A 13,173-nucleotide genomic window follows, 5' to 3' on the forward strand; every position below is an offset into this window, starting at 1 on the left:
CAACGTCATATGGAAGCGGTTACTTTTGGGGTGTACGATAGAGATAGATATTTGAAGGGGGAGTGGGGACATGAAGAAAGCGATGATTTCACTTGTTGCCGCAGGCGCGCTTGTTCTGAGTGCAGCGCCATTGCAGGCGGACGCAGTAGGGAACGGGCCAAACTACGGGGGAAATGAGACGATCAACACGTCGATTCTCCATACGTACAGCGAGATGGCGTCATACCTGCAGAAGCAGGAGGCCAAGCAGAAGGATATGGAGCTCGAAGTGATCGGCCAGTCGGTCAAGGGCCGCGACCTGTACCTCGTGAAGTACATGAAGAACCCTGAAAACCCGACGATCCTCTTCCTGACACAGCAGCACGGCAACGAGCAGCTGACGACGGAAGGCGCGCTTGAGTTCATCAAGCACCTCGGAACGGGCAAGATGAAGGGCGTGACGGACAACGTCAACATCCTGATCGTGCCGATGCTGAATCCGGACGGGGCGATGGGAGATGTCGACTTCTCGCTGGATGACTATGTCGCTTCCGGGGACCGCCATCTGACGCGCTACAATGCGCTCGGCATCGACCTGAACCGCGACCACGTCACGAAGATCCAGCCGGAAACACAGGCGCTGCACTTTAATGTCATGCAGAAGTATGACATCGATTATATGATCGATTTGCATCATCAGGGGGCACGCAGCGAACGTGACGGAGAGCTCGTATCTGGCTCGATCCTCTATCCGACAACACCGAACGTTGACCCTGACGTACTCGAGGGTTCAAAGAAGCTGGGAGCGGTCGTCTTTGACGCTGTTGACTCCACAGGCTGGGGACACCTCGGCAAGTACGTCGGCGGCACGGCCGAGACGATCTCCCGCAACGGCATTGCGGTCGAATACGGTATTTCCACGCTCCTCTTTGAAATGCGCGGCATGTCCGACCACGAATACGAGCCGTATGTCCTCGGCCAGAAGAGCAACGGCTACCTGATCAAGCAGACGATCACGACGCTTGATGCAACGGTCCGGGCAATTGCAGACGGCTCTATCGAATCAAAAGATACGTCATTCTGGGACACGCTCGCTGAACAGAGTACCCGCCAATCCGAAGAAGACGAGTGATAAAATGGAAGCTCCTGCCCCCGGGCAGGAGCTTTCCTGATGGGCGGAGGTTGAAAACAGCAAGTGAAAATTAAGGAAACTGCCGCGAGTATGAAGCAAATTCCCTCCCTTCAGCCTGGCCGGGTTGCCTCTGGACAGTACGCCGATTGCAAAGGTTCGATCAATTCCCCCAATTAGAACATATTGAAAACGCCTTCAATTCTAGCGCAGTCCGCGATATACTGACCAAAGCGTAATTTTCCGAACGCTAAAATGACTGAATATTATTTGTCATCTAAGAAAGGAGAAAACATGGAAGCGACCAAGAAAAAAGGGTTCGTCCAAAAATTCCTCGATACGATCGAAACGGTCGGGAACAAGCTGCCCCATCCGGTTACACTGTTTGCCGGGCTGGCACTTCTCGTTCTCATCCTTTCCGCAATCGTCTCGTCCTTCGGCATCTCGGTAGAGCACCCGGGCAAAGAAGGGGAGATTATCGAGGTCAAGAACCTTCTCAATAAAGAGGGAATCCACTACATATTCACGAGCATGACCGATAACTTCATCGGCTTTGCGCCGCTCGGCGTCGTGCTCCTCACGATGCTCGGCATCGGGGTCGCGGAACATTCCGGCCTCATCTCCGCGCTCCTGCGCGGCTTCGTCATGTCGGTGCCGAAACGCCTCATCACCCTCGGCCTTGTGTTCGCAGGGGTCATGTCGTCCGTCGCATCCGATGCGGGTTATGTCGTCCTGCCGCCGCTCGGAGCGGTCATCTTCGCCGCGCTCGGCCGGCACCCGCTCGCGGGTCTGGCCGCCGCATTCGCCGGGGTATCCGGCGGATTCAGCGCGAACCTTCTCCTGTCGGGAACAGACGCGCTCCTCGGTGAGCTGACAATTCTCGGCGCCGCCATTATCGACCCGGCGTACGCCGACGGCATGAACATTGCCATGAACTACTACTTCATCATCATCTCTGTCTTTGTCCTGACGTTCGTCGGGGCTTGGATCACAGAGAAAATCGTCGAGCCGCGCCTCGGCGAATACAAGGGCGAGTTCCGCGAGAGCATGGACAAGCTCACGGCTGTCGAGAAAAAGGGCCTTGTGTGGGCGACTGTCTCGGTTATTGTCGGAGCGGCCCTTATGGCACTGCTCGTCCTGATCCCGGGTGCTCCGCTCCGCGGGGATGAGGCGGACATGCCGATCATCCGCTCGCCGTTCATGAGCTCGCTCGTTCCGATCATCGCGATCCTGTTCTTTATCCCGGGTGTGGTCTACGGGATGGTCACAAAAGCGATCCGCAGCGACAAAGACGTCGCCGAAATGATGGGCAAAACCATGGCGTCGATGGGGATGTTCATCGTCCTCAGCTTCACCGCTGCCCAGTTCGTCGCTTACTTCTCCGAGTCGGGCATGGGCCTCGTCCTCGGTGTGTACGGCGCAGAATTCCTGCAGAGCATCAAGCTCGACGGCATTCCGCTCGTCCTGCTGTTTATCGCGATTGCCGCGTTCATCAACCTGTTCATCGGTTCCGCTTCCGCGAAGTGGGCCATGATGGCGCCGATTTTCGTTCCGATCATGATGCAGCTCGGCTACTCGCCGGAGCTTACGCAGATGGCGTACCGCGTCGCGGACTCCTCAACGAACATCATCTCGCCGCTCATGACGTACTTTGCGATCATCATCGCGTTCGCGCAAAAGTACGACAAGAAAATGGGGATCGGAACACTCGTCTCCACGATGTTCCCATACTCCATGGCGTTCCTGTTCGTCTGGTCGGCCGTCCTCATCATCTGGATGCTTCTCGGCCTCCCGCTCGGACCGGATGCACCGATCTACTACAACGGAAACTGATCATAGGGAATCCCCCTCGCTCCGGCGAGGGGGTTTTGCTGTGTTTGGGATGAAGTTAAGTAAGATGCCCCGAGTGTTAAGAACCCCTCACCCCGCTCCGAGTTTCCTCCCGATCCGGTCACCCGCTTCTTTGACTTTCTCCGACAGGTAAGCAAGCCGCTCCTCCTCCAGCTCGTAGTCGAGGAAGCCGATCGACACGGCGCCGATCACTTCGCCGAGCCCGTCTTTGACGGCAACGGCGACGGAAGCGGTGCCGGGAGTGCGTTCGCCGTGGCTTTCGGCAAAGCCGGTTTCACGGATTTGCTGAAGCATGATGTAAAATTCGTCCCGCTTTTCTTCAGGAACAAGGTTTTCGACGATCCGCCTGGCGCGGTCCGCCGGCATGGCCGCCAGGATCGCCTTGTTGGCCGCTCCGATATGGAGAGGGATCCGGATGCCGAGCGGGTCATTGATGCGGATTGGATTCTCCTCGCTGTCGATGCGCTCCATGACAATCGCCTCATTGCCGGATGGCCGGCTCAGATAGACGCTTTCCTTGACTTCCCGCGCCAGCTGCTCGAGTTCGGGACGGATCTTCGTGACGTAGTCCATCGAATCATAGAGGCGCAGGCCGTATTCCATCCAGACCGGACCGAGACGGTACAGCTTGGAATGCTCGTCCTGCTCGACCATCCGCTGTCGTGCCATTCCCTGAAGGATCCGGTGCATCGTGCTGAGCGCAAGTCCGCTCCGGCCGGACAGCTCGGAAATGCTCATTCCTCCTTGTTCGGCGTCCGATAAAATTTCCGCTATTTTCATTGATCGTTCAAGTGCCTGCATGGATGGTGACCCCTCACTTTTCCGCCAAACGGAAATTTCAAAATACATTGACAGTATAGCACCGAATGCCTATATTGAGAATAACAAGTTTCCAATCAATGAAATCAGTTTCCGTACAACGGAAAAGGAGGGCCAATCCCATGTCCTATCTATCGTCGATGTATCACCCTCTTCAACGGGTCATCGTCAAGCGGCCGCAAGAGGCCTTCAAGAGCCAGGAGCATCTTGATGAACACTGGCGGACATTCAACTACGCGAGTGTTCCGGATTATCAGGAAGCGCTCCGTGAATACGAAACATTCCTCGCAATCCTGGAAAAGCATGTTCCGCAAATTGATTATTTGCCGGAGGCAGCAGAAACGGGACTCGATTCCCTCTATGCCCATGATCCGGTCAAGTTCACGCCGGCGGGAGCGATCATTCTGAAATCCGGCAAAGAGCTGCGGCAGCCGGAAGCACCCGTCTACAAAAGGTTCCTCGAGGAAAAGGGAATCCCGGTCATCGGCGAGCTCGAAGGTGACGCCGTTTCCGACGGCGGGGATATCGTCTGGATCGATGACCGTACGATTGCGGTCGGCAGGGGTTACCGGACGAATGATGAAGCGATCCGCCAGCTGCGGGAAATCACGGCGCCTTTCGTTGATGAATTCATCGAAGTTCAGCTCCCTCATGACCGCGGGGAGGCGGAGTGTCTGCACCTGATGTCTTTCCTCAGCATCGTCGACAAGGACCTCGCCGTCGTTTATTCGCCGCTCATGCCGGTGTTTCTCCGCCAGCGACTTATCGAGAGCGGGGTCCGGCTGGTCGAAGTTCCGCAGGGAGAGTATGACAACCTCGGCTGCAACGTGCTGGCGCTTGCCCCGCGCATCGTGATGATTCCGGCGGGCAATCCGGTGACGAAAGCGGGCCTCGAGGAAGCCGGTGCCACGGTGTATGAATACAAAGGAGACGAAATCTCCTACAAAGGAACCGGCGGGCCGACGTGCCTGACCTGCCCGGTGGTGAGACAGCCATGACGCTGATTTATGAAAAGCAATCCAGCAAGGGGGAACAGACGATGGGACGCCGATGGGATTCACCTGAAGCGCGCCGCGCGCTTCTTTGCGAGCTTGTAAGCTGGGACAGCAGGACGCTTACGGAGGGGGAGCGGCTGTTTGCACAGCGGCTTGAGACCAAACTCCGCGACATGCCGTATTTTTCGCAACACCCTGACCTGGTCGGGCTTCATGACGCCGGCCTCGGCCGCCATGCGGTGACCGCGCTTTACAGTCATCCGGATGCCGAAGATACGGTCGTCCTCATCAGTCACTTCGACACGGTCCAGACCGACGAATACGGCAGCCTTCAGGCGCTGTCCACGCTGCCGGAAGAACTGACGGCGAAGCTTCATGAGTTAAAGCACACGCTGCACAATGAAGCGCGTGCCGACCTGGAATCGGGCGAGTACCTGTTTGGCCGCGGCACGATGGACATGAAGGCGGGACTCGCCGCACATCTCGCGCTGGTCGAACAGGCTATCGACGAAAATTGGCCGGTGAACCTGCTGCTCCTCACGGTTCCGGATGAAGAAGTCAATTCTGCGGGGATGCGGGCGGCGGTGGATGTCCTGATCGATCTTGAAGGGAAACACGGCCTCTCCTACAGCCTGTTTCTGAACGGTGAGCCGTCCTTTACGCAGGAGCCGGGGGACACGAAGGAATACATTTATTCAGGCACGATCGGCAAAATCATGCCGGCCGCGCTGTTCTACGGCAAGGAAACCCACGTCGGCGAACCGCTCCAGGGGCTGACCGCAAACTACATCGCTTCCTATCTGACACAGCAGATGGAATTCAGCGCCCTATTTGAAGAAACGGCATATGGGGAAAAAACACCGCTTCCGGTATCGCTTTACCAGCGGGATCTGAAAGACCAGTACTCCACCCAGACCCCGTACCGCGCAGCCGCGCTCTACAATGTTTTCCTGTACAAACGCACGGCGGCAGATGTGATGGAGACGTTCGATCAGGCTGCAAGAGACGCGGCATCCGCGTGCAACACCGCTTACCGCGAACTGTGCCGCCGCAACGGCGTGGGCGGGATCGGTGAGGTCAGCTTCTACCGGTACGAGCAGATTGTCGCCCATGCAGAAGAAAAGCTCGGGGCGGATGCTGTCCGGAAACTGAAGGCGGAAGCGATCGAAAAGGCGGGAAGCGACGAGCGTGAGCAAAGCTTTGCGGTGGCCGACCGGCTCATGATCGAATGCCAGGAACTGGCGCCGGCAATCGTCCTGTTGTACGCGCCGCCTTATTACCCGGCGGTCAACTCGACGGAAGACCCGCTCGTCAGGCAGGCGGTCACGCTAATGCAGGAAACTGCACGCTCGCTCGGAAGCGACCTGGGCCAGGTCCACTACTTCAACGGCATCTGCGACCTGAGCTATGTCAACTACAAAGACGACGGCGACGGCTGGGTGGCCTACGAGCGGAACACGCCTGTATGGGGAGACACATACAGCATCCCGTTTGAAGGCATGAAGCACTTGCAGGCTCCCGTCCTGAACATCGGCCCGCTCGGCCGCGATGCCCACCAGCGCACCGAACGGCTCCATATCGACAGCGCCTTCAGGAGGCTCCCGATCATGCTGGAAACGCTCATCCGCGAACTGTTCATCGACAAGAAGAAACAAAACTAAAAACAATCACATCCGGAAAGGAAAATCCTCCATGTCCCAATTCCAGAACGTCATCGTCAAGGCACCTGCAAAAAGCTATGTAAATGGCCTGACCACGTCCGACCTCGGCACGCCCGACTATGATAAGGTGGTCGAACAGCACAATGCCTACGTGGAAGCGCTCAAAACCTGCGGCGTTGAAGTCACCGCGCTGCCGGCGGATGAACAGTATCCGGACTCCGTTTTTGTCGAAGACCCGGCTGTTCTCACCAAGGAATTTGCCGTGATCGCCAACCCGGGCGCAGACTCCCGCAATGGGGAAAAAGAAGCGATCGAGGAAGCACTGAAAAACTTCTACGACAAGTTCCACCGCATCGAAGCCCCGGGTTATCTGGACGGCGGCGATGTCCTCCAGGCGGACAACCGGTTCTACATCGGTTTGTCGGAGCGGACAAACGAAGAAGGGGCCCGCCAGCTCAAGGAGATTCTCGAGAAGGAAGGCTACGGGGCCGATATCTTGCCGCTCAAGGAATTCTTCCATCTGAAGACGGGCATCGCCTACCTCGGCAACAACAACATGGTCGTCGCCGGCGAATTCATCGGGCATCCGGCCTTTGCGGACTACAACCAAATCGTCATCGGCAAAGAAGACGAATACTCCGCGAACTGCATCCGTGTGAACGATCACGTCATCATCCCGGCCGGTTACCCGGAGACCAAACGCAAAATCGAGGAAGCCGGCTACCAGACGGTCGAGCTGGAAATGAGCGAAATCCGTAAGCAGGATGGCGGCCTGAGCTGCCTGTCACTACGGTTCTGATTGCTGCATCAAGAAAAGCCCGCACACCAGGAGGGATGCGGGCTTTCCTTAAACACTTAAGAAACAGAAAATTGGTTCTATTGACCATTTCTGTAAGCGTGTTCACGAAAAATCAAACCAGGCGGCAATCCGGAGGGGACGGGCCGCCGGTCAGGGGGATAAAATGAACGATTCAAGCAATCTCATGCCGCCGCAGGAACTCAACCGGTCAATGAAAAGCCGGCATCTGCTCATGCTCAGCCTGGGCGGAGTCATCGGGACGGGACTGTTTCTCAATGCCGGCTACACAGTCAACCAGGCGGGGCCGGGCGGGGCCATCCTCGGCTATCTCGTCGGCGGCCTGATTCTGTACATGGTCATGACGTGCCTCGGGGAACTCGCGACCCATATGCCGGTCACCGGGTCATTCCAGACGTACGCCACGAAATTCATCAGCCCGTCGGCCGGATTCTCACTCGGCTGGATGTACTTTGTCGGGTCCGCGGCAACTGCAGGCGTCGAGTTTACCGCAGCCGGCATCCTGATGCAGCACTGGTTCCCGGATGTGCCGGTCTGGATCTGGTGCGCGGTCTTCATGCTGCTCCTGTTCGGGCTGAACGCGCTGTCGACACGGGGCTTCGCGGAGGCGGAATTCTGGTTTGCCGGCATCAAGGTGCTCGCGGTGATCGCCTTTATCATCATCGGGGCGCTGGCCATCTTCGGAGCAGTCCCGCTCGCCGACCGCCCGTCGCCCGGACTCGGCAACCTCGCGCCGGCCGGCCTGTTCCCGGCGGGGATTGCCATTGTCTTTGTGACGATGATGAACGTCATCTTTTCCTACCAGGGATCGGAACTGGTCGGTGTCGCCGCAGGGGAAACAGAAAACCCTGAGAAAAATATCCCGCGTGCGATCCGCACGATCCTGGTCCGCATCATCCTGTTTTATATCGCGTCCATCATCATCTTGTCCTCCATCTTCCCGGCGTCCGAGCTCGGTCTCCTGGAAAGCCCATTTGTCACACTCATGACGATTGCGGGGGTGCCGTTCGCAGCAGACATTATGAACTTCATCATCCTGACGGCGATCCTGTCCGTCGGCAACTCCTGCCTCTACGCATCGACACGCCTTCTTTGGTCTATGGCGGGGGAAGGGATGGCACCTGGGAAGTTCCGCAAGCTGACCAAGAGGAAAGTCCCGCTGAACGCACTGCTCTTCACGATGGTCTTTTCGCTCCTGTCGCTCCTGACCAGCTTCATGGAAGCCGATGCCGTCTTTGTCCTGCTGATGTCGATCGCCGGCATCTCCGTCACGATCTCCTGGATGGGCATCGCCGCCAGCCAATTCATGTTCCGCAGAAAGTATGTGCGGGACGGCGGCCGCCTCGAGGAACTGAAGTTCAAGGCACCGCTTTATCCGATCCTGCCGCTGTTCTGCATCGCCTTCTGCCTGCTGATCCTGGGCTTCCTGTTCGTCGACCCGACACAGCGCATCGGCCTCCTTTACGGCGTCGGTTTCTTTATCGCCTGCATGGTGTTCTATAAGATGAAGGAACTGCGCGCGAAGAAAGTCGTGCCTGAACCAACGGCAACAGCGGAGTGACCAAATAATAAAAAGGAAATGGAGGACTTCAAGATGAATCAGCCCATCGAAGGTCCCGTGTCAGCCACCAAGCAGAAAAAGGATCTATCGAAATCCCTGAACCCGTTTGTCCTCATGTTTTTCATCATCGCCATCATGACCGCACTCACTTATATCGTCCCGGCAGGACAGTATGACCGGGTTGAAGTGGAAGGCAGAAGTGTTGTCGATCCGGAGACATTCCGTTATATCGACCAACAGCCGATCGGCTTCCTGGAGATGTTCAACAGTGTCCACGTGGGATTTGTCGAAGGCGGGATGATCATTTTGTTCGTCTTTCTGTTCGGCGGGGCACTCGGCATCATGCAGCGGACAGGCGCCATCGATGCGCTTATTAAGGTAACCGCTGCCCGCTTCGCCTCCCGCGAGTACGTACTCGTTCCGATTCTGACGCTCATGTTTGCGCTCCTCGGCGCACTGATCGGCTCGGCAGAGGATCAACTGGTTTACATCGCGATTATCGCACCGATGCTCCTTGCGCTGAAACTGGATACACTGACGGCCTATGCGTCTGTAGCGCTCGGCATGATGTCGGTCGGCTTTGTTTCAGGTATTACGAACCCATTTAATATCGGTGTTGCTCAGACGATCGCCGAGCTGCCGGTCTATTCCGGGATGGGTCTCCGTATCGCACTGTTTGCGGTGTTTTATATCATGGTTGTCGGCTACATCTTCCTCCATATGAAGAAAATCAAAAAAGACCCGTCCCGGATGGTCTACGGAAAGTACAATCCGGAAGAAATCCCTGAAGTTAATAAAAGTTACAAAGCATCTGCCAGCCACAAGTTGTCGATGGTCATACTCGGACTGACTTTTGCGGGACTCGTCTACGGGGTGATCAACCTAGGCTGGTACATCAGTGAAATCGCAGGCATCTTCCTTCTTGGCGGCATTGTCATGGCCATCATTTGCCGTATTGCGCCGGGGGAAATGGCGGATGGATTTATCGAAGGTGCGAAGGAAATGACGTCGGGTGCCCTCATCATCGGGGTGGCCACGACGATTCTAGTCATTGCCCGTGAAGGGGCCCTTTTGGACACGATCCTGCATGCGGCAGCCGGGCTGCTCGGTACGCTTCCGGCGAGCCTGAACGCGGTTGGCATGTTTATTACGCAACTATTTATCAACTTCCTGGTGCCTTCGGGAAGCGGACAGGCTGCGCTCACCATGCCGGTCATGGCACCGCTGGCGGACCTGCTCGGTGTCACCCGGCAAACCGCCGTGCTCGCCTTCCAGCTTGGCGACGGACTCTCGAACATTGTGATTCCGACGAGTGGCGTCACACTGGCGGGGCTTGCCATGATGGGCATTCCATTCACGAAATGGGTGAAATGGGTATTCCCGCTGTTTGTGGCTCAAGTCGTAGTCGGCGCTATCTTCCTCCTGATCGCACAGGCCATCGGCTATGGTCCGTTTTAAATAGAACGACCGGCTTCGAATGAAAGGGGATATCAGACATGGTACAGATGACAAAAACACGCGTTGATCAGATTGTCGGATGGCGGCGCCACCTGCACCGGCATCCGGAACTGTCGCACGAGGAATACGAGACGGCCAGGTATATCGAGGAGGTGTTGAAGAGTTTTGGAGGTGGTCTTGAAATTACAAGGCCTACTGAAACAAGTGTGCTCGCTGTCCTGAAAGGATCAAAGCCTTCGGAAAGACGTGCTCCCGTTATTGCTTTTCGGGCAGACATTGACGCGTTGCCAATCCGGGAGGAGGCGGATATCGACTATCAATCGGAAAGCCCTGGAGTCATGCACGCCTGCGGCCATGACTGCCATCCCGCAATGCTGCTCGGGGCAGTCAGCGAACTTGTTGAGAAGCAGAGTGAATTTGCGGGCGAAATCCGGTTTATCTTCCAGCACGCAGAGGAAGTGTCGCCGGGCGGCGCGGAACAGCTCGTTGCTAAAGGCGTGATTGACGGTGTCGATCAGATCTATGCGCTCCACATTCAGCCTGACTATCCGGCCGGAGTGTTCGCTGTGCGGGAAGGCGCGTTTACGAGTGCGGCGGATGACTTTAAAGTTAGAATACTCGGCAGTGGCGGCCACGCCTCGACACCCGAACTCACCGTCGATCCGCTCGTCATCGGTTCCGAAATTGTCACGAGCGCCCAGCAAATTGTCTCCCGCAAGCTTCCGCCGCTCAAGGTTCCGGTCCTCACGATTGCGACTTTCCACTGCGGCACGGCGAACAATGTCATTGCCTCCGATGCAGAACTTACCGGTACCATCCGCTCCCACGATCCTGATGTGCGCGTCAAGGCTCGTGACCTGTTTGAACAGGTGATCCGGGGCATCACCGCCGCCCATGGCGCCACGTATGAACTCGAATGGGAGCTCGGCTGCCCGGGCGTCATCAACGCCCCGGCTCCAACTGCCGTTACCAGAGAAGCCGCCCGCGAAGTGTACGGCGAAGACAGGGTCATCGAAGTGGCCGAACCTGCCTTCGGCACCGAAGATTTCGCCTTCTACTCGGAAGCCATCCCTGCCTCCATGCAATTCATTGGCGTCCACAACGATGACTGGGGACCCGCTTACCCGCTCCATCATGGGAAGATGAAAGTTGACGAAACTGCCCTCCCGCTCGGAGCCGCTTATTATGTAAAAGTTGCGGAGAAAGTGTTGGGGATGTGAAGACGGCGGCTGCATCGAAGACCTGTAGTTCAAAGCCTGTTCGTCGACCCGACACAGCGCATCGGCCTCCTCTACGGCGTCGGCTTCTTTATCGCCTGCATGGTGTTCTACAAGATGAAGGAACTGCGCTCGAAGAAAGTCGTGGCGGAAGCACCGGCGGCAGAATGAGGACGCTGTGCCCGTGTGTTTCTTAACACGCACTCTTCATCACCCTAAAATCGAATTTTAATGGAAGTCATTGACACGATAAAAAAGCAAACGGCACGGAATCTGGTCTTACCTGAGGTCCGGGCTGTTAAGCTCCGCGTGAAGCGGATCTCAACAGCCCGGCTTTTCCCGCAGGTATCTCAGGCGTCCGTGCCGATTGCTGTATTTAGGCCTTTTTCACAAATTCAGATTTCAGCTGCATGGCACCGAATCCATCGATCTTGCAATCAATATTGTGGTCACCATCAACGATACGGATCCCTTTTACTTTCGTACCGATTTTGAGGACTGATGAACTGCCCTTCACTTTTAAATCTTTAATGACGGTCACTGTATCTCCGTCTTTCAAACTATTGCCGTGGACGTCTTTTACAACGTTTTCCTCACTTTTTTCTTCATCTTCAAGTGTCCACTCATTTGCACATTCAGGACATACGAATACATTGCGGTCCTCGTAAGTATACTCCGATTGGCATTTGGGGCAATTCGGCAAAACAGCCATGATCGTTTATCCTCCTTAAACCTTGATGAAAATTAAGAAAAATTTCTGCAGCACCAACTACAACATTCTATATGATTAGACAGAAATAGCAATCAGACCCACAAAGAAAAGGGTGCCGCCATCCCATCCCGGCGGAACCCTTTTCTTCATTCATATCTCGATCACCGCTCCTGCTTCCGCAAGCCGCGCGCTCCCGCCGAACGCTTCCTGGGCGGCGGATAAAATCAGCTGCACATCGCCGTCCTGGGGCAGGTGGGTCAGCAAAAGCCGCTTCGCACCCGCAAGACGTGCGAGTTCGCCGGCCTCGCTGCCCGTCATATGCCCAGGCGATTTGCCCTTGTATTCCTCATACAGATTCGCCTCGCTCACAAGCAGGTCCGCGCCCGACGCAAACTCCGCAAGCGGCTCGTGGAACTCCGTGTCCGCCGTGAACATGGCCGCCTTGCCGCCCGCCTCAAAGCGCGCCGCCAGGCAATACACCGGATGGACCGTCTCCTCGAATGTTACGGAAAACGGCCCGATATCGTACGTCTCGCCCGGCGACACCGCATGCCCCTCGGCAACTTCCTTATACGTCAGTTTCCCGAACCCGTCCGCATCCCGGTCATGCCCGTAAAACGTCAGCTTCCGGAGCGGGCGCCCCGTGTAGTACGCAATCAGATGATGGTACTGCAGGCTTCCGACATCCGCCACATGATCCGCGTGATAATGGCTGATCACGACCGCATCGATCTCATCCAGCGTAATGTACCGCTGCACCTGCGCCAGCACCCCGCTCCCGCAGTCAAACAGCACCCGAAACCCCTCATGCTCGATCAGAAACGACGACGTCGCCGACTCGGCCTTCGGATAGCCGCCCCAGATCCCGACAGGAATCACTTTCATTCAAAACCCCTCCTCAGAAAACGCGTTATCAACAGTGTACCACCGGAACGCCCGGTGAATCCTTTTGGTGAGAAATGCCGTGCGCCGCA

At 56.5% G+C, this 13,173-nt stretch carries 11 protein-coding genes; 8 read left to right on the forward strand and 3 right to left on the reverse strand.

Going from position 1 to position 13,173, the window contains the following annotated elements:
• Positions 1-70 precede the first annotated feature (70 nt).
• The gene (locus KHA84_RS05025) at positions 71-1,111 is read left to right on the forward strand and encodes a M14 family zinc carboxypeptidase (RefSeq protein WP_213422442.1); all 1,041 of its coding nucleotides are present in this window, start codon (positions 71-73) and stop codon (positions 1,109-1,111) included.
• Between the two features lie 291 nt (positions 1,112-1,402).
• Complete coding sequence (locus KHA84_RS05030) at positions 1,403-2,941, forward strand: AbgT family transporter (RefSeq protein ID WP_213422443.1); 1,539 nt, start codon at positions 1,403-1,405, stop codon at positions 2,939-2,941.
• Positions 2,942-3,028: 87 nt separating this feature from the next.
• Here KHA84_RS05030 and KHA84_RS05035 read toward each other — a convergent pair whose 3' ends face one another.
• Positions 3,029-3,760 (reverse strand): IclR family transcriptional regulator, encoded by a 732-nt coding sequence (locus KHA84_RS05035; RefSeq protein WP_213422444.1) that lies wholly within the window; start codon positions 3,758-3,760, stop codon positions 3,029-3,031.
• Between the two features lie 140 nt (positions 3,761-3,900).
• Between KHA84_RS05035 and KHA84_RS05040 the strand changes: the two genes are divergently transcribed.
• The 6 genes from KHA84_RS05040 (at position 3,901) to KHA84_RS05065 (ending at position 11,490) form a co-directional block, all read left to right on the forward strand.
• Positions 3,901-4,776 carry a dimethylarginine dimethylaminohydrolase family protein gene (locus KHA84_RS05040; RefSeq protein WP_213422445.1) on the forward strand — a complete coding sequence of 292 codons (876 nt, stop codon included), beginning with the start codon at positions 3,901-3,903 and terminating at the stop codon, positions 4,774-4,776.
• The gene (locus KHA84_RS05045) at positions 4,773-6,434 is read left to right on the forward strand and encodes a M20/M25/M40 family metallo-hydrolase (RefSeq protein ID WP_419465581.1); all 1,662 of its coding nucleotides are present in this window, start codon (positions 4,773-4,775) and stop codon (positions 6,432-6,434) included. The genes KHA84_RS05040 and KHA84_RS05045 overlap by 4 nt, the downstream gene beginning before the upstream one ends.
• A 31-nt stretch (positions 6,435-6,465) precedes the next feature.
• Positions 6,466-7,233, forward strand: a complete 768-nt coding sequence (locus KHA84_RS05050) for a dimethylarginine dimethylaminohydrolase family protein (RefSeq protein ID WP_213422446.1) — start codon at positions 6,466-6,468, stop codon at positions 7,231-7,233.
• 163 nt (positions 7,234-7,396) lie between these two features.
• Positions 7,397-8,812, forward strand: coding sequence for an amino acid permease (locus KHA84_RS05055; RefSeq protein ID WP_213422447.1), 1,416 nt, complete (start codon positions 7,397-7,399; stop codon positions 8,810-8,812).
• A gap of 33 nt (positions 8,813-8,845) precedes the next feature.
• Positions 8,846-10,270, forward strand: a complete 1,425-nt coding sequence (locus tag KHA84_RS05060; protein WP_213422448.1) for a YfcC family protein — start codon at positions 8,846-8,848, stop codon at positions 10,268-10,270.
• A 38-nt stretch (positions 10,271-10,308) separates the two neighbouring features.
• Positions 10,309-11,490, forward strand: coding sequence for a M20 metallopeptidase family protein (locus KHA84_RS05065; protein ID WP_213422449.1), 1,182 nt, complete (start codon positions 10,309-10,311; stop codon positions 11,488-11,490).
• A 373-nt stretch (positions 11,491-11,863) separates the two neighbouring features.
• Here KHA84_RS05065 and KHA84_RS05070 read toward each other — a convergent pair whose 3' ends face one another.
• Together KHA84_RS05070 and KHA84_RS05075 are read right to left on the reverse strand one after the other, a co-directional pair.
• On the reverse strand, positions 11,864-12,199 hold the full coding sequence (locus tag KHA84_RS05070; RefSeq protein WP_213422450.1) for a zinc ribbon domain-containing protein YjdM: 336 nt from the start codon (positions 12,197-12,199) through the stop codon (positions 11,864-11,866).
• Between the two features lie 150 nt (positions 12,200-12,349).
• Complete coding sequence (locus tag KHA84_RS05075) at positions 12,350-13,084, reverse strand: MBL fold metallo-hydrolase (protein WP_213422451.1); 735 nt, start codon at positions 13,082-13,084, stop codon at positions 12,350-12,352.
• Positions 13,085-13,173 lie beyond the last annotated feature (89 nt).

It is taken from the genome of Bhargavaea massiliensis (genome assembly GCF_018390575.1).
Classification (GTDB): Bacteria; Bacillota; Bacilli; order Bacillales_A; family Planococcaceae; genus Bhargavaea; species Bhargavaea massiliensis.

Excerpts from the sequence above, each read along its gene's own strand:
- KHA84_RS05035 (WP_213422444.1), bottom strand. The coding sequence starts at position 3,760 with ATGCAGGCACTTGAACGATCAATGAAAATAGCGGAAATTTTATCGGAC.
- KHA84_RS05055 (WP_213422447.1), top strand. The coding sequence starts at position 7,397 with ATGAACGATTCAAGCAATCTCATGCCGCCGCAGGAACTCAACCGGTCA.
- KHA84_RS05050 (WP_213422446.1), top strand. The coding sequence starts at position 6,466 with ATGTCCCAATTCCAGAACGTCATCGTCAAGGCACCTGCAAAAAGCTAT.
- KHA84_RS05060 (WP_213422448.1), top strand. The coding sequence starts at position 8,846 with ATGAATCAGCCCATCGAAGGTCCCGTGTCAGCCACCAAGCAGAAAAAG.
- KHA84_RS05030 (WP_213422443.1), top strand. The coding sequence starts at position 1,403 with ATGGAAGCGACCAAGAAAAAAGGGTTCGTCCAAAAATTCCTCGATACG.
- KHA84_RS05045 (WP_419465581.1), top strand. The coding sequence starts at position 4,773 with ATGACGCTGATTTATGAAAAGCAATCCAGCAAGGGGGAACAGACGATG.
- KHA84_RS05075 (WP_213422451.1), bottom strand. The coding sequence starts at position 13,084 with ATGAAAGTGATTCCTGTCGGGATCTGGGGCGGCTATCCGAAGGCCGAG.
- KHA84_RS05070 (WP_213422450.1), bottom strand. The coding sequence starts at position 12,199 with ATGGCTGTTTTGCCGAATTGCCCCAAATGCCAATCGGAGTATACTTAC.
- KHA84_RS05040 (WP_213422445.1), top strand. The coding sequence starts at position 3,901 with ATGTCCTATCTATCGTCGATGTATCACCCTCTTCAACGGGTCATCGTC.
- KHA84_RS05065 (WP_213422449.1), top strand. The coding sequence starts at position 10,309 with ATGGTACAGATGACAAAAACACGCGTTGATCAGATTGTCGGATGGCGG.
- KHA84_RS05025 (WP_213422442.1), top strand. The coding sequence starts at position 71 with ATGAAGAAAGCGATGATTTCACTTGTTGCCGCAGGCGCGCTTGTTCTG.